Consider the following 24945-nt stretch of genomic DNA (forward strand, 5'->3'; position numbering starts at 1 on the left):
AATACCAAATTAACCATATACGCCGGTAGACAGATAACGATCACCACGATCGCAGACAATAGTCACAATAACAGCATTCTCAGTTTCTTCCGCTACCTGTAGGGCGGCCGCCAAGGCGCCACCGGAAGAAACCCCACCGAAAATCCCTTCCACCTTAGCCAAGTCACGCATAGTCTGTTCGGCTTTCTGCTGGGACATATCGATGATGCGGTCAACGCGTGTCGATTCGTAGATTGCGGGCATGTATTCAGCAGGCCAACGACGGATTCCAGGAATGGAAGCACCGTCTTCTGGCTGGACACCAACAATCTGAACATCCTGATTCTGTTCTTTCAAATACATTGAGGTTCCCATGATTGTGCCTGTTGTTCCCATCGCACTGACAAAATGGGTGACACTTCCCTTAGTGTCATTCCAGATTTCAGGGCCGGTAGTAAGGTAGTGGGACAATGGATTGTCTGGATTGGCAAACTGATCCAATACAATCCCTTCACCGCGTTGCTGCATAGAGGTTGCAAGATCTCTTGCACCTTCCATACCCTCTTCTTGGGTAACGGTGATCAACTCGGCACCGTAGGCCGCCATAGAAGCCTTTCGTTCCATGCTCATGTTATCGGGCATGATCAACTTCATCTTATAGCCCATCAACGCCGCTGCCATAGCCAGGGCGATGCCCGTATTACCGCTGGTTGCTTCGATCAAAGTGTCACCGGGTTTAATTTCACCGCGCAACTCAGCCTGTTTAATCATGTTGATTGCCGGACGGTCTTTAACCGAACCGGCCGGATTATTACCTTCCAGCTTGGCCAAAACCACACTGTTGGTTTTAGGATTCACCATGCGCTTCAACTGCACCAGAGGCGTGTTACCGACAAAATCCATTAAACTCTTATACTGCATCTACCTTTTCCATCTCTGTAGCCGAACGCCCACGCAGGTCTGATCGGCTTTCGTCTGAATTACAATGGGATTTATTATGACATTCATTAACATTTCAAACAGCAGTTTCTGCGCTTTTGATTGCGGTTATTTAAACCTTTCAAATACGAAGTCATTTCAACAGGTAACCGTCTAAACGTTTATACCATCCTTTTAGCCAGCGTGATTCGTTGCGTTCCTTTGGCGCTAACTGTGTCCGTAAAAGAAGGCGTTGTTTAGCACTCTCCACAAACAATTCAAGTCTGGCTTGATTGCTGCCAGGCATATTTTGAGGCGACGGCAACTGTCTCAAAACCGACACGAGCCCCCATGTCTCACCTTGATACTGCTCCTTAGGGTTGGAACCTATCCCTTTGAAATTAAAGTAATCGATAACTGAAAACAATCCTTCTCTGAAAGCCATCATGACAGCCAATTTGCTTTCCAGTTCTTGTCGCTCTTCAAATGACAAGCGTGCTGTTTCTTCTTTCCAGCGCGCTTTAAAAGCTGAAACAATAAACTCGGCCTGTTGAGTTTTGGTTTCCGACAACCACTCACGTAGCGAGTTTAATTCCGGTTCCGACCAGGCCTGTTCAAATTCTTTTTTGGAGTTCCATGGTGCGTCAAACGGATCCAATCTATGAAGCCATACTGGCGGTGAATGGGATTTAGAGACAAACTGAACCAATAATGGAAAGGTTTCGGTATACGGTGGCGTGACTTCCTTGGGAAACCAGATGAAATGCCCGATACCAAATGAGGGAAATTCCTCACCCTCTCCCCAATGAGTTAGGTATTTAGACTGACCTGCGCATTCGTTTTGATAAATGCGCGACCCAATCCAGGCGTAATCATTCTGAGTCAGGAAGTTCAGTGAAGACGTCGAATGCAACGGTTGGTCAGCAGCCTCCAGAGCCATGGCCGTAGAAGCATGCAAAAAGATTACCGCACTCAGGACAGAAAGAACGGTTTTGTTATGAATCGACTTCAACATTCAAGAATCATCAGGTTAATCACACAGTCTGGATGCGAATACACCGTCCATGTTCTTGATCATTCCGCAGTACATTTGCGGCACCTCTTCAACAACCGACTGCTTGACAAAGTCCAGTTTCAAAAGACTGTCTGACCATTTGGTAAGTTTAGGAGTATGTTCCAAAAGGTCAAGACCGCTCAGGTTCTTAATGAAATCAATCCGCATGAACATCGGTGCATAGGCAGCGTCGATCATATTGAATGCCTCACCGTTAAAAAAATTCCCGCCGGAATGGACCGCTTCCAGCTGCGCAAGTTTATGCTCGATCATTTTTTGTTTCTCGGCCATGACTTCACCGTCTTTTGACGTGATCATTGCATGCATGGCAAACAGGATGTCGTTACCGAAACTGATCCAGGCGCGGTTTTTTGCTTTGATTAGCGGATCTTCAGGCTGAAGGCTCGGCGGTGTGATTTCATCCACATATTCCTGAATAACGGCGGATTCAAATAATACTTCGTCTCCAACTTTTAGTACTGGAACCTGTCCCAAAGGGGAAATGGCTTCAAACCATTCTGGGGGATTATTGAGATCGATGTAGGTAATATCAAAATCGACATTTTTCTGCTTCAATACGATTACAGCTCTTTGAACAAAAGGACAGAGCTTGAAGCTGATCAATTCTAATTTAGGCGTCATACCATCTCCTTTGTCGGTAAATGCATGGGATGCCTTCATCATACCGATTGACACTGTATTTTCAATTCAAATGAATATCAAACGCTACGCAAATAGACTCAAATCAATTTTTGTGCAAATACGGAAACTTATCAAATATCCAAAACAAAAAAGCACCCGTTGGGTGCTTTTAATTGAAGGTTAAAACCGTTTAGATTTTATCGGCATGAACCAGTTCTTTGAATTTTTCGTACAGCGTTTCATGATCTTCGACACGATCCGGATCCGTTATGATGCAATCTAACGGACAAACACTGATACAAGTTGGCTGGTCATAAAAACCGACACACTCTGTGCATAGGTCCGGATTGATTTCATAGATTTTCTCACCCATTGAAATCGCCTTGTTCGGGCACTCCGGCTCGCACATGTCGCAGTTTATGCAGCCTTTGATGATTTTAAGAGCCATCTAAAATCACTTCCTTAGGCGCGTTTGGCCGCTGCACGCTTCTCAGCGTCTTTGGCATCCTGTTCCTGTTTCACTTTTTTCGCAGCAGCATCTCGTTTGACGTCTCCGCCCCACGCTTCGTTACGCATCACTAAACCGAACTTCAATACCTCGATATCCAAATCTTTAAACGGGTTCGGAATTCTAACAAGCCAACCGGAACCTTTGGCACAATCAACCACTTCATCATGATGCGTCTGCATGTGATCCAGCACCATCGTGACGTTTCCGGCCGGGCTCATGATTTCGATCGAGTCACCAACGCAGAACTTGTTCTTAACGTCGATTTCCAGCAATGAACGACCATCGCGCTCAACCACATCAACGACTTCACCTACGAAACGCTGGCGATCCGATTTGGAAACACCGTATTCGTAATTCTGATATTCGGAATGAACGTGACGACGCAGGAAGCCTTCTGTATAACCACGACTAGCAAGACTTTCCAAATCTGCAAGCAGGTTTTGGTCAAACGGTTTTCCAGCTAAAGCGTCATCGATCGCCTTACGATAAACCTGTGCGGTACGGGCAACATAATAATGCGACTTGGTACGGCCTTCGATCTTCAACGAGTGAACGCCCATTTCGACCAGTTCCGGAATCAACTCGACCGCACGCAGGTCTTTGGAGTTCATGATATAGGTACCGTGCTCGTCCTCATAAGCCGGCATGTATTCGCCAGGACGTCCTTCCTCTTCCAACAGCATGACCTGCTCGGTCGTCTGCCCGACACCAAGGGTCGGCTCCACCGATGTAGTTTCCGAGCCGGTCAAATCGGTGATATTTGAGACGTTTTCCAATGGAATACCGACGATATCGCCACTTTCGTCCTCTTTACCTTCATAGGTGTTGTAGTTCCAGCGACAGGCGTTTGTACAGGTTCCTTGGTTGGCATCACGCTTATTGATGTAACCGGAAAGCAGACAGCGACCGGAATAGGCGATACACAAAGCCCCGTGAACGAAAACTTCGATTTCCATCTCAGGAACCGCTTCGCGAATCTCACGAATCTCCTGCATCGACAGTTCGCGTGACAAGACGACTCGGCTGACGCCCTGGTTATACCAGAACTTTACCGTTGCCCAGTTGACCGCATTGGACTGCACCGACAGATGAATTTCCTGTTCAGGGTACGCTTCATGAACCATCGCAATCAAACCAGGATCGGACATAATCAAGGCATCCGGCTTCATCGCGATGATCGGCGCAATGTCCTTCATATAAGTTTTGATTTTAGAGTTGTGCGCCGCGATGTTACTCACCACATAGAACTTCTTACCAAGTTCGTGAGCGCGTTTGATCCCCTTCTCCAAAGTCTCTTCGTCAAACTCATTATTACGCACACGCAGGCTGTATCTCGGCTGCCCGGCGTAGACCGCATCAGCGCCGTAAGCAAAGGCGTATTCCATATTCTTCAATGTGCCCGCAGGCGAAAGTAGCTCCGATTGAACCGGTGGCTTAAGGTTGTCTGCTTCCAAGGCAAAACTCCTAAAATAATCAGTTTGAAAATAAAGACGGGTATTTTACAACAAAGCGGATAATTTTTCCTGCCATAACAACCGTTTATCTTCCAAGGTTAAACGAGCGTTCGCAGGACTGGTTGAAGGAAGAGTGACAAACTCCAAGTCTTCTGGCAGAGACTGAATGCCGAACACGTGCCGCTTAAACAATGTTTCCGCCGTTTTTCCATTAAAAACAATGGCTTTTATATGGGGGTGTTTTTTAAAAACCCAAGTGAAATCGTTTGCAGAGGGGTTTTTAATTGCCGAATCTAAACTTCCTTCACGATTACAAGCGCCCAGCACATCCCACAAAAAAATGCCCAATTCCTCTAACGCATGCTTCTTTTGAGTAACAGATTGCAACTCCCGATGAACCATTGATCCTATGATGAACCAAAATGCATTGCGAGGATGCGCATAATAAAAATTCTGGTTTATCGATTCAATGCTCGGCATCGTACCTAAAACAACGACTTTTGCTGATTCCGGTTCTATCGGAAAAAAACCTTCACAAAATGACATGAACTCTGTATTCCTTTACCTATTTATACGCTTGAGCCGACTATGACTGCACTGAAAAAATAAATCACGAAAATCAATGGTGCAAATACTACATATTTTATGTGTAAATTTACGTAAAATACTGTACAATTCCTCATTTTTACTAATGCTTTAAAGACTATCTCAATTAAGTGAGGGATTTTGTGAATTCTTTTTTTCGCTCTATTTACAACAATCTTTTAAGTGCTAATCAACCTTATAGCAATTCTCAGCGTTACCGAAGACTCGTGATCGTAAACTCCATGCTGTATCTTGTTTGCGTGATACTGCTCATTTTTTCTTTTTTGCATTTTTTTGTGTTTGCCAACGGGCAACAAAATATTGCGCTAGTCGACTTTTTATGCGCACTAGGAATGTTGGTAGCCATTTTGGACCTGAGACGCAGCGGCAATATTGACCGAGCTGCGTTCATTGGCTCAATCAGCCTGATTGTTTTATTGCTTGCTTTTGTGCAACTAAACCAAAACAACAGCTTTGGTCTGATCTGGGTCATATTCTTACCCATTTTTGCGATTTGGGTAAACGGATCAAAGCTCGGGCTCCAAATTACCATAACCTTCTATTTAATCCTTTTTGTCATGGCCTACCAGGGAATTGGCGTGTGGCAAAATGGAGAATGGGATTCTACCAGCCTCTTTCGGCTGATTATTTCATCCATCATTCTCACGATCATCATCTATAGCAATGAAGTATCCATAACAAAGGCAAAAGAAAAAGAAAGGGACGCCCGAAATGAACTGGAAAAACTCTCCTGTCTAGATGAGTTAACCCAAATAGCAAACCGTCGGGAAATCAACAACATTCTAAGCAAAGAAATTAACCGCGCCAAACGTTACGGTCACAAATTATCATTTATCTTGTTTGATATCGATGATTTTAAACAAATTAACGATGTATACGGCCATATTAGCGGTGACCATGTACTGCAAAAAATCTCTGAAATCGTAAAAAGCAATATACGCCAGACAGATAACCCCGGTCGTTGGGGCGGTGAAGAATTTTGCTTAATACTTCCTGAAGAAGATCTGCAATCCGGACAAAGATTGGCCGAAAAACTAAGGAAAATTATAGAAATTTCAAAATTCGACTCTATCCCGAACTCAATCACATGCAGTTTTGGAATTGCGGAGTGGAATGAAAAAACACCAAGCGTCGATGATTTAATTAATAATGCGGATAAGGCGCTTTACCGTGCAAAACGTCTTGGCAAAAACAGGGTCGTTAACTACAAACCTGAACAGTCTTTTATCATTGAGTCCAATGAGTTAGTTCTGTAATGGAATAAAGCCAATAACTAACTAAAAATCAAACAGGCTGCAATTAACAGCCTGTTTCGTATACCAGAAATACGAATTTAATTAACCCAATTCTACGTAAGAGCTTTCTTGCGGGACAAACTCTTCGACCGGTCTCGCCCATAGGTCATATTCGTCGGCCGCGACAATCTCGACTTTAACGAATTGCCCCGGCTCAAGATGGAACCCGTTTTCAATGAAGACCAGTCCGTCAATTTCAGGAGCGTCGGCCATGGATCGAGCAATAGCGCCCTCTCCATCAACCTCATCAATCAACACCTGCATGACCTGACCGATCTTGGCCTGCATCTTTTCGGCACTGATTCTTTGCTGGGTTTCCATGAAACGTTCAAAACGATCCTGTTTGATTTCATCAGGAACCTGTTCTGCAATCTCGTTGGCGACTGCGCCTTCAACAGGCGAATATTGGAAACACCCGACACGATCCAACTGAGCTTCCTCCAAAAAGTCCAACAGATCCTGAAACTCTTCTTCGGATTCCCCTGGGAATCCGACGATGAACGTTGATCGAATCGTCAAATTCGGAACAGCTTCACGCCACTTCTTGATGCGTTCCAATGTCTTCTCAACGTTACCCGGACGCTTCATAGCTTTCAAAACACGTGGATTTGCATGTTGCAGAGGCATATCCAGGTAAGGCAGAATTTTACCCTCGGCCATCAAAGGAATGACTTCCTCAACGTTCGGATAAGGGTAAACATAATGTAAGCGAACCCAGAACTCGTCAACGCCACCCATCTCGCCTAAGGCTTCGCACAAACCAACCATGGAGGTTTTAGTTGGTCGACCCTCGGCAAAATCGGTCTTGTATTTAACATCCACACCGTAAGCGGCCGTATCCTGTGAAACCACCAAAAGCTCTTTCACTCCGGCCTCTTTCAAGCGTTTGGCCTCGGCAATCACATCCGCAACCGGACGACTCACCAGGTCACCACGCATAGATGGGATGATGCAGAAAGTACAACGATGGTTACACCCTTCCGAAATTTTCAGATAAGCGAAATGCTTAGGTGTCAGTTTAATGCCCTGAGGAGGAACCAAATCAGTGAATGGGTTGTGCTGTGGCGGAGCGATTGCTTTATGAACGGCTTTCACCACCTCTTCATAAGCAGCCGGGCCGGAAACCGCCATTACTTTAGGGTGAACATCCAGAATCTGTTCTTCTTTAGCGCCTAGACAGCCGGTCACGATTACCTTACCGTTTTCCTCGAGTGCCTCGCCGATCGTATCCAACGACTCTTGTACGGCGCTGTCGATAAAGCCACAGGTATTAACGATGACGGTATCCGCATCTTCATAGGAGTTTGTAAGGTGATACCCTTCCGTACGCAACTGGGTCAGGATGCGCTCGGTATCGACTGTGGCTTTCGGGCACCCTAAACTGATAACACCAACGGTAGGCTGTGACTTCGACATGATTTTTTCCAACTGAATAAACTGGCGTCATTTTACCTGAAATTTGTTTTTCAAACAGCTTTAGGTTTCCGCTTTTACCCTTCAGGACACCTTTCTCTTAAATTATTCACTTTAAGCACTCATAGCGATTCATGAATACATCTATCAGACCCCTAAACAAAAAAGAAATAAAAATTATTCTCATTAGCATTGACTTTAAATCAAACGCCGCTAACATATGCAAATGCAAATTATTAACATTTACATTAGCGGAGACAAGAATGAAAAAACAAGCTCTTTCATCAGCCCTACTACTAGGCGCAATGGCGTGGAACCTACCTTCAATGGCCGGAGAAAACCTGCTGGGTTATACCGCTGGTGCAGAACCACTTCCTAAAGGCGCACTCGAGTTCTACCAGATTTTTGTTCAACGCTCAGACAAAGGCCAAGGTTCATATACGGCTTTGGACAGTATTACAGAGCTTGAATACGGATTCACCAACCGTTTTTCCGGTTCGGCTGCATTGATTGCCCGCTCGGTCGACACCAACGGTTTGATCATAGGTGGCTACTTGCCTGAAGAAAAGAGCAACGGACTGACCCTATCCGGTATCGAAGGTAAATTGAAATACAGTTTCCTAACCCCTGCCCTTGATGATATCGGACTGGCGACAGCCGTCGGATTCGAGTACGACACCATCGACAAGCACTCAGGACAGGATAAAGACACGCTTTCCATTACTCTGGACCTAATGCTTCAGAAATACTTCATGGATGCACAGCTGGTCTGGCTGGCAAACATAGGAATGGAAAGCACTCATGCTAAACGTGCTTCTATCAGTGGAATCAACGATGAAGAGATGTGGCCGACGGTGCCTGAAATGGAAATCGGAACCTATGTAAGCACCGGTTTGTCCTACCGCTTTGCTCCAAATTGGTCTGTCGGTGCAGAAGCGATTTACGAACAGGAACATGAAACCGAGGTCGGACAGGAGCGCTGGTCGGTATTTGCAGGGCCATCCATCCACTACGGCGGCAGACACTTTTGGTCTACTCTGACCTACCTTCCGCAAATTTCAGGTGGCGGTGAAAGCTATGACGGACAGACTGACGACAACTTGCACCTGATCGAAAAAACCAAGCAGGAGATCAAGTTCAAGATCGGTTACAACTTCTAATCCGACGCTTGTTTCACAAATACAATGAGAGGTTTAAACACGCTATGAAAGCATTCAACCCATTGTTTATGCTTCCGGTCGCCGCAATAACCTGCCCGGCTTACGGCATACAATATCTCAGTGTGGAGCAAGCGCAGCAGGTTCTGTTTGCGCAAGCCACACAATTTACAGAAAACACCATCAAACTTAACAGCGAGCAACGTGACCGAATCGAAGAAATCAGTGACGTTCGCCAACGCTGGAAGAAACAGCAGGCCTGGAAGGCTTACGACGGCGAAACCTTTATAGGCTGGTTCATCGTCGATAAGGTCATAGGTAAACACGAATTCATCACCTATGCGACCGCCCTTTCTCCACAAGGCGAGGTATTGGGAATCGAAATCATGGATTACCGTGAAACTTACGGTGGCGAGGTCAACGAAGCCTTCTGGAAAAAACAGTTTATCGGGACGACAAAAAATAGCCCGCTTACACTCAACGAGGACATCCAGAACATCAGTGGTGCCACGCTTTCGTGCCGCAACGTGACCAATGGCGTCAAACGTCTATTGGCATTATACGAAGTGGTTTTGAAATGACCGAAACATATACTACCTTTAAGCGCATGAAACCGTTGTTAGGTACATTCGTTGAAATAGGAATGGTCTCTGAACAACACAATTTAGATATACAGACAATATTTACCCAAACTTTTGCGACCATCGAAATGTTGCAAAACCAGATGAGCTTTCATGATTCAGACAGTGCCCTGTCTAAACTTAATCATGCACAAGGGAAATGGCTCGAACTGCCACCTGAAACAATCAAAGTGTTGAAACATGCCAAACAGCTATACCGTCAGACAGATGGTTTATTCAACTGCACACTGGGAGGCTACCTGGTAAAGCGCGGTAAATTGCCAAACCACTTTGATTTTTCATTTAAGGTCAATGGTTCGTCCGAGGACATTGAAATCGAAAACGGACTTGTACGATTAAGAGCGCCATTTCTCGTAACTTTGGACGGCATCGCTAAAGGCTATGCTGTAGATTGCGCCGTCGAGACCATGCAAAGACAAGGGGTTCAGTCCGGTTGGGTAAATGCAGGAGGCGATCTGCGGGTTTTTGGTGAAATAGAAATGCCGATTTACCAACGCAGCAATCAAGGGTTAAGCAACCTGATCACACTCAAGCAAAACGCTTTGGCAACTTCGGAAGTCAACCAATTTAATCGTTACGACCAGCCTTCACACATCATCAATAATCACGGTCAATGGCCGGACGATTGCATCATCAGTGTCAGGGCATCTAAAGCTTGGCTCGCCGATGGTTTGACGAAAGTGCTTGCGCTGCTGCCGGACAATCAAAGAAAGAACATTGCTGAACGATTTGATGCTTGCTACTGCACAGCCAGTGAACAACCAGAAATCAAACACTTTGCTTAAATAAAGAACTCAATCAACCTATTTTAAGGATTCGAAATGAACGGATACCCGAAAATATTCATGCCCCTTTTAATGAGCGTTACAACGACACTTTTCGTGACAGGACTTCTGCTAATCCCTTCCTTCCTGATGTTTCGGATGCAATGGGATTATGACTGGATCATGGATTCGGGCTTGAGCAGTGGCGACATTCGAAGTATAACCACCACCCTTCACGCCATTTCGGGATGGATAATGGTTTGGATCATCGGTGCATTATGGTCTTTACATATGCGGTCACACTGGCGCCGGAAAGAGAATCAAGCCAGCGGCCTCGTATTCTCAATTTACTGGACAGTGCTTTTAGCAACCAGTCTTGGCATCTACTATGTTGGAGACGAACTTTACTCACAATACAGTAGCATCATCCATGTTCTGTTCGGTTTAGGGTTACCTTTGACATTCTTGATGCACCGCCTTCACGGTAAACAGTCCCTTGCCAAAACCAGAGGGAACTGAACGTTTCGCTCAAGAGTTTCAATACGTTTTCTAGACTTTTTTCACGCATTACCGTTGCTTTTTAAAGTAAATTCTATAAATCGCCGGAACTATAGGTATAATTCACGGCTTTGAAAAAACAACGGCAGTGATAGATGCTACAAACTTGGACACTTAGAACCTTAATCCCGTTTCTGTTCTTTCCTTTTATATGTCTTGCGGAAAGTTCGACAAAAATATCGGCTTCAATCGCCACGCCCGACTTCGCTAACATCAAGGATGTAAAGCTGAAGAAACAGCTCTTTTTTGAATATCTCACCCCTTATATCCAGCAAGCCAATGAGGCTATACTGAAAGAAAGAGCGTTTATTCAGTCTCTGAACTTCAATCGCCTGAATAAGAAGCAACGTAAAGAAGTCAGGCTGTTAATGCAGAAATATCGTATAGAACCTCAATATCTCACTCAGCAAACACAAGAAACATTATTAAAGCGAATCGACATCATTCCAAATTCTATGGCGCTGGCTCAAGCCGCAAACGAATCATCGTGGGGAACCTCTCGTTTTGCCATTCAGGCCAATAACTACTTTGGCCAATGGTGTTTTAAGAAAGGCTGTGGTTTGGTTCCGTTGAGAAGACCAGAGGGACAATATCATGAAGTGAAAAAATTCGCTTCCCCTCTGGAATCGGTGCAGAGTTATATGCTGATGCTGAACAACCGTCCCGCATTCAAAACTCTGCGTGACCTACGACAGCAGGCACGTAAGGCCAACAATTCCGTGAATGGAATCCTCTTGGCACAAGGATTGGAATCTTATTCGGCTTTAAAAGCGAGATATGTGGAAATCATTTCGTCGATGATCCGTACCAATCAACTGGCTCCGTTGGACGGTTAACTCAAATTCGGCGGAAAGCTCGTAAAGACGGATTTGAACAGGCCTGTTCAAATCCTTAGTTCAACAATTATTCACTGCAAAGAAGGGATGTCGTCGGTCGGATACGGCAGTATCGTTTCGTCCAGCAGTTCCTCATGGAATTCCTCAACCTTGCCTTCTGCAATGTCACTGCGTGCGAATTTGGCGATATGGAACAATGCCTCACCCTCGTTTACCAGCGGCATCTTCATCTGCCCGATGACAATGCCGCTGCTCGGTGAATAAACCTCTACCTCCGTTTCACCAAACGGATCGGAAACGACACCGATCAACGTCTTGTTCCCATGTACACGGCTACCATCACTTACCAATGAGCGAAAAATTCCGCTGTGTGGTGCACGCACCCAGAAACTGGACCGAGCCAACACTGGTTGGATCTTACGGTCTTTTTTCTTTCTCGACTTCGGTAACATTTCAAGATGCCGCATGACATTGATGATTCCTTTCACTCCGGCCCTAATCGAAACCTCATCGAATCGCAAGGCTTCCCCTGCCTCGTACAACAGAATAGGAATTCCTTTTTTGACGGCGGCGGCACGTAAAGATCCATCCCTGAGATTCGAGTTCAACATAAGCGGAGCACCAAATGCCATTGCCATCTCACGGGTCTCATCATCGTCAAGATTCGCTCGGATTTGAGGCAAATTGCTGCGATTGATCGCCCCCGTATGCAGATCGATCCCGTGCGTGGATTTCTTAACGATCTCATTCATAAAGATATACCCTAAACGTCCGGCGATGGAACCGGTTTTCGAACCCGGAAAACTACGGTTCAAATCTCTACGGTCAGGCAGATAACGGGTATGGTTGATAAAGCCGTGCAGATTGACGATCGGAACGGTGATTAAAGTACCTTTTAAGCGCTGCAGAGACTTGACCTTGAGCAACCTGCGGATGATCTCAACACCATTCAGTTCGTCACCATGAATCGCGGCACTGATGAACACGACCGGTCCGGCCTGACGGCCACACCAAACTTGAACCGGCATAATCAATTCACTGTGCGTATAAAGTTTACCGATTTCCAAATCAATTGTTTTGCGCTCACCGGGGGCAACCGTCACCCCTCCAATCGTAATGGGCTGGTTACGCCTAGGCATTAGCCGGTTCCTTTTGTACGGGTACGATTGTGTTTTTTATGTGAATTTTTTTCCAAAAATTCGATGATCATTCCGGCAATGTCCTTACCGCTCGATCCTTCAATTCCTTCAAGCCCCGGCGAAGAGTTCACTTCCATGACAACCGGCCCGTGATTGGAACGCAACAGGTCGACACCGCAAACGTTAAGTCCCATGATCTTCGCGGCATTAACCGCAGTAGCGCGCTCGGCCGCCGTGATTTTAACCAGATTAGCTGAACCGCCCTGATGTAAATTGGAACGAAACTCCCCTTCCTTACCCTGGCGTTTCATTGCGGCGATCACCTTGCCGCCAACCACGAAACAGCGGATGTCCGCTCCGCCGGCTTCCTTGATGAATTCTTGTACGAGAATGTTTGCCTTAAGGCCGTTGAAAGCCTGGATAACACTGGTTGCAGCAGAATGCGTTTCCGCCAAAACCACACCGACACCTTGCGTCCCTTCCAGCAATTTTATGACGACCGGTGCACCGCCGACCGTTTTCAAAAGATCATCGACATCATCAGGCGAATGCGCGAATCCGGTGACAGGCAAGCCAACTCCCCGACGCGAAAGCAATTGAAGACTACGCAGCTTGTCACGGGAACGGGTAATAGCAACCGACTCGTTAAGCGGATACACGTTCATCATCTCAAACTGTCTCAATACAGCTGTACCGTAAAAGGTTACCGAAGCACCGATACGAGGAATGACCGCATCAAATCCTTCCAGAATTTTTCCTTTATAATGAATTTCAGGATTCACCGAATTGATGTTCATATAGCAACGCAACACATCGATAATCTGTACTTCGTGCCCACGGGATTCCGCCGCTTCGACAAGTCGTTTGGTGGAGTACAGTTCCGGCCCTCTGGAAAGGATGGCAATCTTCATTATTCACTTCCTTGCATAAACGATTTAGTTGGATTAACAAGCAACCCCGCTTTTCTTAATGCCGTCCTGCCCAACAGCATTTTATAAGTCATGGTATCCCTGCTGGTGAGGGAAACCGAAATTTTTAAACGGTGCTCACCGATTTGGATTCGCGTACGTATGAAATAACGTTCGCTAACATTGCCGCTGGAGTCGGTTACGGCACGGATATCATTGACTTTGGCTTCACAGATTTGAATTTGGCTCAGATCCTGTTCATCGGTGTGGATTGAAAATCGGATCCACTGCATGCCATCTTTATCAAAAGGTTCGAGTCCAAACGCATGCAACGCCGAATTTTTAGCTCCGGTATCGACTTTACACTTCAAGCGTTGGATTCCCAATTCCGGCAAAGAAACCCATTCTCGCCAACCAACCATTTCAGACATGCAGTCATCCTATGAAAGACCCTTTACGAATTATACTAGCAGAATCCCCCATGAAAGATAAGACATCAAACTACTCGAAATCATAATCCAGTGCGCATTCATGACGGCTAGATAAAAGCGGCGGAAGTTTAAGGCATTTATCACTCAAAGGCACTAAAATATTCACAGTGAATCATAAAATAATTCATTTACGGTTTTTCATTCTCACCATAAGGCTTAAATTCTATGTCTAAGCGGCTTTTACTTATCTGGACAGGCCTGTTCATTTTGCTTTGCCTAATCGGTGCATGGTTTTACATGAGCATAAAAGCTCCGCGTATCGTAAATAACCAGACCGCCCCCTTAAAGGCACCCTCTTCACAACAACCGTTGCAATCCTCAAACCCAGTATCGAATGAACTAAAGAATGAGGCGCCTAAAACGCAATCCACAATAAAGCCGGCAACATCGCAAACGGCGGACAAACAACTCAAGCCATTAAACTTGGAGTTGAATAACACACCTTCCAGTATTTCACCCTCTTCTTCCATAGAAGGACCGGTAAAACCGCCATCAAGTTCCGAAGGTGCTGCCACAGGCGAAAAGGATACCTTGCCACTTAAAGGAACCGGCAAAAAGGACAAGCTGCTTTACGGCTATGAAGGTAAGGACAAGGATGACAATGTGAACCTGATGCTCGGCGTTCAAAAAGACGACGTGACCATCAAAAGCGGCATCAAAAAAGGCGAGGATGAGACGGAAGTGCAATCCATCGAAATCGAAGTTAAGCTACCCAAATAACACCTCAGCAATAGCTGCTATCCATAATGATTTCCAACACACCCCGTTTCAGACTCAATAGAAGCGCTCATAAAAATAAACCATAACCCATTGAATTTAGTTATTTTTACACAACCAAAGACTACTGTAGAATAAAAAATGAATCTACAACCCAGTCTATCGGATAAGGGGGAGTCATGGCTTTTCAAACCATCTTACGAGTACTGGTCGTACAGCTTATCGCTACGTTTGCTATCATTTTTCCGGCTCACGCCGAGCAAACTAAACTCAAGGTCAACATCACACCCGAAATAGGAAGTTTCACGGTCATGCATAACGGCCAACCGGTTACCATTATGCGTAATCAGGATACCACGCATAAAATCATTGATGACTACGCTCTCACCTCTCGTTCTTGCCCGCCGTTCTGTGTCCAGCCAATGAATCTACTGCCGGGCGTAACCACCATCGGAGAGCTGGAAATGATACAGTTTCTGAAACAGAAAGCCACAGGTGATAAGAACCTGCTGATCATTGATTCACGGACGCCGGACTGGGTCGCGAAAGGCACGATACCGAGCGCCATCAACATTCCATGGACACAGCTTTACCGGGAATCTTCCAGTTACGAACCCTTAGTGGTGGAAGAAATTTTAACCGACCGTTTCGGAGCGCAAAACGAGGACGGCATCTGGAACTTCACCAAAGCAAAACAGTTGGTTCTGTTCTGTAACGGCCCGTGGTGCGGACAATCGCCGACAAATCTTATTGCACTCGTTAATATGGGTTACCCCGCACATAAACTGTTTTGGTATAGAGGGGGCATGCAAGCCTGGAATGGATTGGGGTTGACGACAGTTAAACCTTGACGATCTCTATTTTAAAATTCGTAAGCACTTGTTCAGCCAACAAGGTCACGTTCAAGAAAACGGATTTTAAGTTCGCTTTGCATGGTGGTCAGCCAGATCTCACCGGGTGTTACTTCAAATACCATCGGATAGGCCAGCCATGCACCCTGACAAGAAGCGATGACTACCGGATTCGACCAACTGTCACCGTCGTCGTCCGAGAACCTTACAGAGAGTTCTTCACGTTGCCAAGAAGCCGCCACTTCAGAACACAATCCCGCCCGGCGAACGGCCGTCGTTTCATTTTCTTTATAGAGCTGATTATAGGAGAGCATCAATCGCCCCGAAGCCAGACGGGTCAGCATGCCGGGAGAACTCGAAGCCGGCAATCCCGGTTCAACACTCGTCCAACTTAGTCCTTTGTCATTCGAATAAGCGTGCCAGAACCAATCCCGGTTGGTGCGGATGCAATACCAGAGGCGTTCGTCCTTCAATTCAATCAAAGTCCCTTCATAGCAGCCGCCATGATGCCCTTGTCCGCCAATATCAAGTCGATTACTGGCCTGCCAGGTTTTTCCATCGTCTTCAGAACTAAAACTCAAGGCGTAGTGACGCCCGTTTTCGTAATCGAGATTCTGTGCCGATACAACCACTTCTCCGCCTTCAAGCTGAATAATCGAAGTGGTGGCCGCCGCATAACCGGCCTGAATCCGAATCGGCTCTTCCCAGGTTCTACCTCCATCGAGACTGCGCGTAATCCAATGGTACAACCATGAGTTCTTAGTCGGCTTATTGGTCTTGCGATGCCAATTAAAATACCTACGCCCGGTATTAACAAAAGACAACACAATGACACCGGATTCAAGACAAATCATTGAACGGGAATCGTCAATCGAAAAATCCTCCGAACCAAAAAGTGGCCAGGCCTGCCAGGTTTTTCCTTCGTCCTGAGAAATATGAATTTGATTGGAATCGAACCCGACCAATTCACCCTGCCGGTTTCGTACAAAGGGCCCGGCAAGACCATGATTGGACGGCGTTACTTTTTCGTGCAGGAAAACCGGCTCTTCAGTAACCGGCGCCAACTTGAAGTCCAGTCTAATTTGGTCGTGTTTGATCATACACATGAATTAGAACGGCTTGACGACAACCAAAATCAGGATAATCGTTACCAGCACGAGTGGAATCTCGTTCGCCCAGCGATAGTAGATGCCGCTATGATCCAAGTGTCCTTCCTGCATCTCTTTCATGCGTGCTTTGGTCCACATATGGTAAACCAACATCAAGATCACGAAGACAATCTTGGCGTGCAACCATCCCATGCCCTCGGCAAGCGGAAAATACGCCAGCCACAACCAGATTCCGGTACCGATCGCCAACATCATCATGATGGTCATGAAACCGTAGAGCTTTTTCGCCATGATCGCCAAACGTGTTACGTCCTGGCCGGCTTCTTTCCCTTCCACGAAATGTACGAAAATTCTCGGTAGGTAAAAAATACCTGCCATCCAGGACATCATGAAAAGAATATGGAACGTTTTTAACCAAAGCATAGATTTTCCTCGAAAGTTGTCAAAAGTTAGAAGTTTGTGCGCGGTATCTGTATCATAACGTTTTTGTAATGAATTAAAACTCTCAAAACTTAGGAATTAATCATGTCTATCCAAAACGATAAAGTCGCCTTAATCGAATACACCTTAACCAACGAAGCTGGCGAAACTTTAGATGCTTCCAACGGTAACCCTCTTGCCTACCTCCACGGTCACGGCAACTTGATCCCAGGTCTGGAAAAAGAGTTGGAAGGGAAATCGGTTGGGGACAAATTCACAGCAACCATTCCGGCTGCAGACGCCTACGGCGAGCGTGTGGATGCATTGGTTCAGACAGTTCCAAGCAGCATGTTCCAAGGCGTTGAAACATTGGAAGTCGGTATGCGTTTTCAGGCACAGTCTGAACAGGGCATGCATTCTGTTGAAATCACTGCGGTTGATGGTGACCAGGTCACTGTAGACGGAAACCACCCTCTTGCGGGCATGCCTTTGACGTTCGATATCGAAGTAACAGGTCTTCGTGATGCAACGGAAGAAGAGTTGGAACATGGCCACGCTCACGGTGAAGGCGGACACCACCACTAATCGACCTCACTTCTATACGGGCGGTTCTTACATCGCCCGTTTAAATCACTACGGCAAATTATTCAATTCTGCTTAAACAGAAGCCTCAAACTAACCGACTACGGTTCCTCTCACACCCAAGACGAAACTTATCTTCCCTGAATGAACTGTTCCAATGCTTCCGCATCCATCGGACGTGCCTTAAAGAACCCTTGAATGATGTTGCAGCCAATCAGCTTAAGCAGTCTAAAGGTCTCATTGTCTTCAACACCTTCCGCAATCGTCTGCATCTCAAGGTTATGCGCCATCGTGATAATACTTTCCACCACAGCAAGCGCCTTGTCATCTGTTTTGATCTTGCGAATGATCGACATGTCGATTTTCAGATAATCCGCAGGCAACTCAAGCAAATAACCGAAAGAAGAATAACCGGTTCCGAAATCATCAATGGCGATCTTGAAGCCTAGTTCACGCAATTGCTTGAAAACGGTTTTGGCATATTGTGTGTCTTCAATCAGAGCCCTTTCGACAATCTCAAGAGTAATCCAATGTGGATCCACTCCAGTCCTCTCCATGATGACCTGGATACGCTCGAGCAAGTTCTGATGTTCGAAGTTAACTGCGGACAGGTTAATAGCGATACGTTGACCATCCTCGAAATACTTTCTCCAACTAACGGCTTTCTGGAAAACATGCTCCAAGATATAGTCTTCAACCATTAAGATCAAACCGGAATTCTCCAGTTCTTCGATGAAGTCTCCCGGGTAAATCAATTCGCCGTTCCTTCTCCAACGAATCAAGGATTCGATTCCTGCCATGATATCAGTACGACTTTCGAAATACGGCTGATAGTGCAACTCAAAGTCTTGGTCGGCGACAGCCTGTTGCAAAGCATGATAAGTCTGTAAAAACACCTTCGCACGAATGTTCATGTCCGGTTCATAGTATTGAATGCTCTGACTGCTCGATTTCTTGGCATTGACCAAAGCCAAATCGACATTATGAATCAAATCATTCACCGTCTTGGACCCATCCGGATAGGTTACGACGCCGCAATCACAATTAAGCTGGATCGAACCCTTCTGGTTGGACAGCTTGATCGGTTGGACCAAACAGTCAAACAGTTTGTTGACCATCGCATAGATCTCTTCATCAGACTCTAACCCCTGCAAAGCAATGGCAAACTCATCACTGCCGAATCGTGCAACAATATCATTCTCGCAAACCTTCAGCGAAAGTCGCGATGCAACTTGAGTAAGGATATCATTACCGGTCTCAAAACCGTAGGTGTCATTGATCATCGCAAAATTCTTGATATCGACAACCATCAACGCCATAGAGGTTTTTTGCTGATGGGCATTGGCGATGATATTCTCAAGCTCTTTTGTAAAGAAGGTTCGGTTGTGTAACTTTGTGATCGGATCGTAATAAGTGACGAAGCTGAGTTCTTGTGTCAGTTCGATTTCGCGGCTCATGTCTTTACCGACATAAACGTATTTATAACCGTCGCAATGCTTTACCGGTACGATGGTGGCATCGAGAATGAAAATTTCATTATTTTTCTTTTTGTTGGTGAACACGCCATTGAATGTCTCGCCGGCAAGGATCGTATCCCAGAAATCTTTATAAAACGACTCAACGTGCTTACCGGATTTGAATATCGATGGTTTCATTCCCAACAATTCTTGACGGGAATAGCCGGTGATCTGACAAACACTGTCGTTGACGAATTCGATTGTACCCGACTGATCACACACCATCATCCAGTTAGGACTGCGTTTAGCGCTTTCAAAGAACAACTCACTTTGACTCTGTTCGTTGAAACGGTTCAAAACATAGTTCAAGTCGACAACCATGCTGTCCAAAAGTTCTTTTTCTTCCGGACTGTCGAAGCGCCATTTTTTCGAATAAAATGTCACCACACCAACAACCCGGTCACCCTGACGCAAAGGCAAAGCAACCGAACAGCGAAACCCGCATTCCGTCATTTTGGCTTCCCAAGGCGCCATAAAACGATTTCTATTGGTGTCGTCGTTAACAAAAACCCGATTTTGCAGAACGGCTTGGGCCGGTGGCCCTTTAGACAGCTCAGAATCAGGCAACAGGGAGATATCGAGAGTATCAATGTATTCCTGACAGCAGCCCGCCTTGTGCTTGATGTCAATTCTGGACTCTTCCCTATTGACCAGGCCTGTCCAAACAAAATCGATTGTCGAATTTTCTACGATTGTCTGAGCCAACTGGAAACACAGCTCTTCGCGTGAAGAAACATGGACAATTAACTTATTGATACCATTAAGAAGGTTGTAGAGTTCATTGATGAAGCGAAGTTTGGAATCACTGACCTTTTCAAGGTTCGTCTTGGTTGAAATGCAGACGCCGACTTGCTGATCCTGCCACCTATGCAGATTGACATTGGATTCCATGATTAAATCTCGGCCATCCTTTGTTCGCCATTCGGATTGGACAACGTGCGAGGTTTCGATATTGTTGGAATTTTCGGATGGTAGATCGGAAAGATATCCATCCCAGAACGATTTTGAAACGATGTGCTTGATTGGTGTGTCAAACAGTTCGCGGTCGGAATACCCTAGTAGTTCAGAAGCTCGGGGGTTCGCGTACACAATATTGCTGTCATCCAAAGAAAAGACAACAACCGACAAGTTAGAAAAATCCTCTAATGCGTCCTGCAAAATCATCTCCATTTAAGCCATACATTAAATTGAAGCATACGGCTCTTCCTTGAACCGCCTAAAGCGTTCAACCGATTCACTCTATGTATCGGCTGTCTTTAGATTTTATTTAAACTGGATTTTGAAAAATAGTCTTGATAAACCAATCATCCACAATGAATGAGAACTGTAATCTCATTCCATCACCATGAAAACCACGTGCATTCTATACCGTATAATGCTAAAACCCAAGTATATATATGGGTTTTTATTACCCATAAATTACGAATAACACACAACGGAAGGATTACTTACCTTGTTGCTGCCAGGTATTCTCATCCGACGTTTGCCCTTTCCAAGGCATAATCCACATCTGATACAGAGAAGTGAACAACATGAAAGCCGAAGCCAAGCTATATCCAAACCCACCGATGATGACCAGGTAAGCGAAGCTTGGATTGATTTTGGTCAACCACCAGGAAGCGACATCTATGATTAGAAATGCAAACGGAATGAAAATGATAACGGCTTTGATCCAACGCTTTATTCCCACCGCCATCGAAAAGATAAAACCGATAAAGAAAAAAATGAAAGCGATACCAAACAGATGAATGTGTGACACCCGTGTCAATGCACTGATTTCAGCACCATGATCAATCTTCGCAACCTCTTTCATCGTTTCGAATTTGGTTATATTCGGCAAAGTCGAAATATGAGCATGACAAACCGCGCATTTTGCCTCTACGATCGGTTTGATGACGGGTTGCCATTCGGCTTCCGGCGAACCATTCCGGGCCCATTTGATCAATGTCAGGTTCTCTTGCGGAGTCGCCTTGTCTTTCATGGACCCATGCAGCTTGCTTTCAAGCTTGGAACCCTGACGGTTTCCATAATAACTATAGACGATATCATCCACCGAAAGACCGAATTTACCGTCCGCCATACCATGGGTCAACATTATCTGTACGCCTGCCATCATCAGTCCAATTCCAGTGACGAGGATATAACCGGTGAACAAGGATTTTACAGACAGGGAAAGACTGGGAAGATTGATCCAGGAGCCTTCTTTCATGGCATGGTTCTCCATTGACTAAGTATTTAGCCATAGTATAGAAAACCGCCGGCTGGATGGAAATAAATACCGCCAGTTTTTTAGGATTTTATTTCAACAGAAGATCTGTCGAAGCTCTTTAATCGTTCAGCCGCAGTTTTTAGGGCTTTTCAATCAAATAATCTTCATAATCCAAATTCCCGTTGTCGATGACGACCGGGATAGCCGTGATGCCGTATCCGGCTTTTTTCATAGAGTCTGACTTGCCGGAAACCAAAGGATGCCATTCAGGCAATGGTTGACCTCGATAGATCAAACGGTAAGCACAACTGTCCGGCAACCAGTCGAATTCCGCGACCCTTTCTTTAGTCAGCTGTACACAGGTTGGAACATTGACGGAGCGGTTGGCGTAATCGGAACATTGACCGGTTTCCAGGTTCGAATAGCGGCAAACAACGCGTGTATAAACAATCTCTTCCGTGTCTTCATCCTGCAGCTTATTCAAACAACATAAACCACAACCGTCGCAAAGAGATTCCCACTCTTCTTGACTCATTTCATCCAGGGTTTTAGTTTCCCAGAAAGGCTGGTTTTTATCGGATTCAGACTTTGACATAATTAAAAATTCTTTTTAAATAAACATATAACAAAATGATTTTAATGGATTTATTGGAATTCACGCCTTACTAAACACATCCCAAGGTGCCCACCATTCCTCTATCTTATGTCGACACTGAGGACTTAGAAAACGCCGGCCATGTTCCGGCTTACAGACGAATCGGTAATGCTCGCTGAACAGTTCGAACTCGACCGCATAAGCGTGTAGATAACCTCGATCTTCGTGTTTAGCGACCTCTGCACTGGCATAACGTTCATCGCCACAGATCGGCGCAGAAATACTCTTCAGGGCCACGCGAATCTGGTGTGTCCGTCCGGTCACCGGCTTCAACAGGAAAAGCCGTTCACCCGGCTGAACCGAAACGCTGACAAAACGAGTGATTGCCGGATTGTCATTCGACTTGGCGAGTTTCCAACTTCCTCTACGAGCCGGCAGCATATCCCCTTTAATCGTTCCCTGCTTCTTCTTAGGTTTTTGATCGGAGATTGCAAGATAATATTTCTGGACTTCATGGGCTTCAAACAAGCGTTGAAATGTTTGTGCCGTCGATTTATTCAGTGCGAACAGCATCAGTCCCGAAGTCATCTTATCCAAGCGATGAACCGGATAAAGCTCTTCAACGGCAAGTTGCTGTTTCAGTAAAACAACCAGGCCTGCTGAATCTTCAGAATGCACATTCAGCCCCTCAGGCTTGTCGATGACGACAAAATCCTGGTTTTGAAACAACACCGGTATGTGACTGTTTGTGCTCACGTTTTTCCTATTGGTTTATTCTTGCGCTTCAAGCAATTCAAATTCGCTCGCCGCTAGAACAACCCCGTTCACGACCAGTTCAATGAAATGGGTTCCGGCATAATAACGCCGCGTACTGATCGGCTTAAAATCATGCTGCTTACTGAAATGCCTGCTCACTTCTTCATAATCGCCCTCAGCGATTTTGAATACTTTACGGTAGGCTCCCTGCTGCTTTCTTTTGAAAGTGAGCGCGTATTCTAGCCGCAAACGTCCAAGTCTTCCAGCCGAGCTATTTAAACTGAAACCAAAACCGAACCGTTCTCCGATTCGAACTGAATGGTCTGTGTTCCAATTACAAACCAGGTCAAAATCGGGCGGCTCATATCCGATCAAAGCCAAAGCCCTCTGGTTTGCCTGCTTGAGCAAGGTTCTAAGCGCGTGCTTGATGATCCATTGTGTCCTTTGTGCGTGCTGATCGGAAGGCATGTCGCTCCAACGGTCAAACAAATCAAGCACCCAGTCCGCTCGTGTTTTAGTCAGGTCGTTCAACAAATTGGCAACGCTTTTCCTGACATAAGCGCTTTGGTCGGCTTTTAATGCTTCAATGATAGGCAAAACCCGATCAGGATCACGTTCGATCCAAGATAACTTTGTGGCCCAGGGTAATCGTGGACGCGCGCCCTCACTAGCCAGCCTTCGAACATGTTCGTTTTCGCTTTCCGTCCAGCGAAGCATCCATTGCAGCGTTCGTTCAGGCTCACGGTTCAGGTACTCTCTGATTCCATATTCCGATGTGCTTCCTGATGTAAAAAAAGCCAAAGCCTCCATGGAAACGTCATAATCTTCCAAACCGAAACAGCCGACATAATCGGCGAAAACAAAGTGGAAAATACCGGAAAAATGCACCGATACCTTTCGTAAAACAATTAAGGACTCACAATAAGACAGCCCCGTAGTTGACTGCAAGGCATGGCTCACATGACGAACCCGTTGCTTCAGCTCCCGCGTCTCCCACTCCTCATCAAAAATTGCTTCAATAAAGACGTCTTCACGAAATTCAGGTAATTCAAGACTGAGCAGGCCTGCCAATTTTTCTACATTTTCCCGGTTAAAAACCGACTTTAACAAATTCGACATAACGCTTTACTTTCAATTAGTTAACCCCACAAGTGCATACAGGTTAAAGTTGGCACGGCAATTGATATAACCCTATAGAAATCAGTTAAATACGATTAAAAACGTCAATTTTATGACGCATGGAATTAAGATTCATAAGGAGCATATGATGGCACAACTCACCACACAGCAAAAGGTGCAAACCTGTCTGGATTTCATCGATGAACAGTTTGACAACGAATCGGAACAAACAATCCTGATCGCTGAAATGATCATTGAAGACATCAAAACACTGACTCAGGCCTACCCGGACGCACTTAGATCAGGAGATATAAAACAGCATCTGGAACGCGTACGACTTACTCAGATGAACTGGGTTAACCAGTTACAGAATATCATTCTGGAACAGAGCAGCCGTGAACTAAATCATCAGGTACTGGATTCGTTAAAACATTTCATCGATAACCTAAATCAGCAAACAATCGAACAAACCAAGTTCGAACTGCCTTGCGATCTAATGTTTAAATCAGAAGGCAGAATCGACGATACTTTGGATCTTCTAGAACGCCAAGAAGTCGATCTCCTGCTAGGACAACAATCCCTATTCGACCCGGTTATTCGTCACTGAACATCCTAGCCTTCATTCTTAATTCCCCGAAAAGCAACACATCTGTTGTTTTTTAGGGGAATAATCCTCATACTTAAACTGAAAAATCGCTTTTTAA

Annotated in this window: 27 protein-coding genes; 10 read left to right on the forward strand and 17 right to left on the reverse strand. The window is 45.5% G+C overall.

Translation table 11 applies throughout. From position 1 onward, the window contains the following. Window positions 1-9 precede the first annotated feature (9 nt). The 6 genes from cysM to QCB45_RS01735 form a co-directional block, all read right to left on the reverse strand. Window positions 10-900: a cysteine synthase CysM gene (cysM, locus tag QCB45_RS01710; protein ID WP_279418810.1), complete on the reverse strand. Its 891-nt coding sequence runs from the start codon at window positions 898-900 to the stop codon at window positions 10-12. A gap of 151 nt (window positions 901-1051) precedes the next feature. Further along, window positions 1052-1912 carry a hypothetical protein gene (locus QCB45_RS01715; protein ID WP_279418811.1) on the reverse strand — a complete coding sequence of 287 codons (861 nt, stop codon included), beginning with the start codon at window positions 1910-1912 and terminating at the stop codon, window positions 1052-1054. A gap of 15 nt (window positions 1913-1927) precedes the next feature. Next, on the reverse strand, window positions 1928-2593 hold the full coding sequence (locus QCB45_RS01720) for a glutathione S-transferase family protein (RefSeq protein WP_279418812.1): 666 nt from the start codon (window positions 2591-2593) through the stop codon (window positions 1928-1930). Between the two features lie 190 nt (window positions 2594-2783). Then, on the reverse strand, window positions 2784-3041 hold the full coding sequence (locus QCB45_RS01725; RefSeq protein WP_279418813.1) for a YfhL family 4Fe-4S dicluster ferredoxin: 258 nt from the start codon (window positions 3039-3041) through the stop codon (window positions 2784-2786). Window positions 3042-3055: 14 nt separating this feature from the next. Continuing rightward, window positions 3056-4558 carry a tRNA 5-hydroxyuridine modification protein YegQ gene (yegQ, locus tag QCB45_RS01730; RefSeq protein WP_279418814.1) on the reverse strand — a complete coding sequence of 501 codons (1503 nt, stop codon included), beginning with the start codon at window positions 4556-4558 and terminating at the stop codon, window positions 3056-3058. A gap of 45 nt (window positions 4559-4603) precedes the next feature. Next, complete coding sequence (locus QCB45_RS01735; RefSeq protein ID WP_279418815.1) at window positions 4604-5104, reverse strand: DNA-deoxyinosine glycosylase; 501 nt, start codon at window positions 5102-5104, stop codon at window positions 4604-4606. A gap of 182 nt (window positions 5105-5286) precedes the next feature. On the opposite strand from QCB45_RS01735, the gene QCB45_RS01740 reads away from it, so the two are divergent. Continuing rightward, window positions 5287-6420 carry a GGDEF domain-containing protein gene (locus QCB45_RS01740; RefSeq protein WP_347710066.1) on the forward strand — a complete coding sequence of 378 codons (1134 nt, stop codon included), beginning with the start codon at window positions 5287-5289 and terminating at the stop codon, window positions 6418-6420. A gap of 81 nt (window positions 6421-6501) precedes the next feature. On the opposite strand, the gene rimO is transcribed toward QCB45_RS01740, so the two are convergent. Then, complete coding sequence (gene rimO, locus QCB45_RS01745; protein ID WP_279418817.1) at window positions 6502-7875, reverse strand: 30S ribosomal protein S12 methylthiotransferase RimO; 1374 nt, start codon at window positions 7873-7875, stop codon at window positions 6502-6504. A gap of 260 nt (window positions 7876-8135) precedes the next feature. Here rimO and QCB45_RS01750 point away from each other — a divergent pair, with 260 nt between their 5' ends. The 5 genes from QCB45_RS01750 to QCB45_RS01770 all read left to right on the forward strand — a co-directional run bounded on the left by QCB45_RS01750 (window position 8136) and on the right by QCB45_RS01770 (window position 11828). Continuing rightward, window positions 8136-9032, forward strand: coding sequence for a DUF6662 family protein (locus QCB45_RS01750; RefSeq protein ID WP_279418818.1), 897 nt, complete (start codon window positions 8136-8138; stop codon window positions 9030-9032). Window positions 9033-9076: 44 nt separating this feature from the next. Continuing rightward, entirely contained in the window at window positions 9077-9610 is a 534-nt protein-coding gene (locus tag QCB45_RS01755; protein WP_279418819.1) for an FMN-binding protein, read from the forward strand. Then, window positions 9607-10455: an FAD:protein FMN transferase gene (locus QCB45_RS01760; protein WP_279418820.1), complete on the forward strand. Its 849-nt coding sequence runs from the start codon at window positions 9607-9609 to the stop codon at window positions 10453-10455. The genes QCB45_RS01755 and QCB45_RS01760 overlap by 4 nt, the downstream gene beginning before the upstream one ends. A 96-nt stretch (window positions 10456-10551) precedes the next feature. Next, the gene (locus QCB45_RS01765; protein ID WP_279418821.1) at window positions 10552-10953 is read left to right on the forward strand and encodes a hypothetical protein; all 402 of its coding nucleotides are present in this window, start codon (window positions 10552-10554) and stop codon (window positions 10951-10953) included. Window positions 10954-11087: 134 nt separating this feature from the next. Then, window positions 11088-11828: a glucosaminidase domain-containing protein gene (locus tag QCB45_RS01770; RefSeq protein WP_279418822.1), complete on the forward strand. Its 741-nt coding sequence runs from the start codon at window positions 11088-11090 to the stop codon at window positions 11826-11828. 71 nt (window positions 11829-11899) lie between these two features. Here the strand turns inward: QCB45_RS01770 and QCB45_RS01775 are convergent, their stop codons facing one another. Genes QCB45_RS01775 through QCB45_RS01785 form a run of 3 tightly spaced genes read right to left on the reverse strand, consistent with a single transcriptional unit; the run spans window position 11900 to window position 14306 of the window. Next, window positions 11900-12967, reverse strand: coding sequence for a succinylglutamate desuccinylase/aspartoacylase family protein (locus QCB45_RS01775; protein ID WP_279418823.1), 1068 nt, complete (start codon window positions 12965-12967; stop codon window positions 11900-11902). After that, on the reverse strand, window positions 12967-13878 hold the full coding sequence (gene rimK / locus QCB45_RS01780; protein WP_279418824.1) for a 30S ribosomal protein S6--L-glutamate ligase: 912 nt from the start codon (window positions 13876-13878) through the stop codon (window positions 12967-12969). The genes QCB45_RS01775 and rimK overlap by 1 nt, the downstream gene beginning before the upstream one ends. Then, a complete protein-coding gene (locus tag QCB45_RS01785; RefSeq protein ID WP_279418825.1) occupies window positions 13878-14306 on the reverse strand; it encodes an ATP-dependent zinc protease in 429 nt (142 codons plus the stop codon). The genes rimK and QCB45_RS01785 overlap by 1 nt, the downstream gene beginning before the upstream one ends. A 225-nt stretch (window positions 14307-14531) precedes the next feature. Between QCB45_RS01785 and QCB45_RS01790 the strand changes: the two genes are divergently transcribed. Together QCB45_RS01790 and QCB45_RS01795 are read left to right on the forward strand one after the other, a co-directional pair. After that, on the forward strand, window positions 14532-15086 hold the full coding sequence (locus QCB45_RS01790; RefSeq protein WP_279418826.1) for a hypothetical protein: 555 nt from the start codon (window positions 14532-14534) through the stop codon (window positions 15084-15086). Window positions 15087-15262: 176 nt separating this feature from the next. Beyond that, entirely contained in the window at window positions 15263-15934 is a 672-nt protein-coding gene (locus QCB45_RS01795; protein WP_279418827.1) for a rhodanese-like domain-containing protein, read from the forward strand. Window positions 15935-15966: 32 nt separating this feature from the next. Here QCB45_RS01795 and QCB45_RS01800 read toward each other — a convergent pair whose 3' ends face one another. Beyond that, window positions 15967-17040 carry a sialidase family protein gene (locus tag QCB45_RS01800; protein ID WP_279418828.1) on the reverse strand — a complete coding sequence of 358 codons (1074 nt, stop codon included), beginning with the start codon at window positions 17038-17040 and terminating at the stop codon, window positions 15967-15969. Between the two features lie 3 nt (window positions 17041-17043). Continuing rightward, window positions 17044-17466, reverse strand: coding sequence for a CopD family protein (locus QCB45_RS01805; RefSeq protein WP_279418829.1), 423 nt, complete (start codon window positions 17464-17466; stop codon window positions 17044-17046). 102 nt (window positions 17467-17568) lie between these two features. Here QCB45_RS01805 and QCB45_RS01810 point away from each other — a divergent pair, with 102 nt between their 5' ends. After that, window positions 17569-18048, forward strand: coding sequence for a peptidylprolyl isomerase (locus tag QCB45_RS01810; RefSeq protein ID WP_279418830.1), 480 nt, complete (start codon window positions 17569-17571; stop codon window positions 18046-18048). A 128-nt stretch (window positions 18049-18176) separates the two neighbouring features. Here QCB45_RS01810 and QCB45_RS01815 read toward each other — a convergent pair whose 3' ends face one another. The 5 genes from QCB45_RS01815 to QCB45_RS01835 form a co-directional block, all read right to left on the reverse strand. After that, window positions 18177-20720: an EAL domain-containing protein gene (locus QCB45_RS01815; protein WP_279418831.1), complete on the reverse strand. Its 2544-nt coding sequence runs from the start codon at window positions 20718-20720 to the stop codon at window positions 18177-18179. 286 nt (window positions 20721-21006) lie between these two features. Next, complete coding sequence (locus QCB45_RS01820) at window positions 21007-21771, reverse strand: elongation factor-1 alpha (RefSeq protein WP_279418832.1); 765 nt, start codon at window positions 21769-21771, stop codon at window positions 21007-21009. A gap of 139 nt (window positions 21772-21910) precedes the next feature. Continuing rightward, complete coding sequence (locus tag QCB45_RS01825) at window positions 21911-22366, reverse strand: YcgN family cysteine cluster protein (RefSeq protein ID WP_279418833.1); 456 nt, start codon at window positions 22364-22366, stop codon at window positions 21911-21913. Between the two features lie 60 nt (window positions 22367-22426). Beyond that, window positions 22427-23122, reverse strand: coding sequence for a TIGR01621 family pseudouridine synthase (locus tag QCB45_RS01830; protein ID WP_279418834.1), 696 nt, complete (start codon window positions 23120-23122; stop codon window positions 22427-22429). A 15-nt stretch (window positions 23123-23137) separates the two neighbouring features. Beyond that, window positions 23138-24241, reverse strand: a complete 1104-nt coding sequence (locus tag QCB45_RS01835) for a DNA alkylation repair protein (RefSeq protein WP_279418835.1) — start codon at window positions 24239-24241, stop codon at window positions 23138-23140. 112 nt (window positions 24242-24353) lie between these two features. Here QCB45_RS01835 and QCB45_RS01840 point away from each other — a divergent pair, with 112 nt between their 5' ends. Next, window positions 24354-24848 carry a hypothetical protein gene (locus QCB45_RS01840; RefSeq protein ID WP_279418836.1) on the forward strand — a complete coding sequence of 165 codons (495 nt, stop codon included), beginning with the start codon at window positions 24354-24356 and terminating at the stop codon, window positions 24846-24848. Window positions 24849-24945 lie beyond the last annotated feature (97 nt).

The sequence above is a fragment of the Thiomicrorhabdus sp. ZW0627 genome, from assembly GCF_029767005.1.
Classification (GTDB): domain Bacteria; phylum Pseudomonadota; class Gammaproteobacteria; order Thiomicrospirales; family Thiomicrospiraceae; genus Thiomicrorhabdus.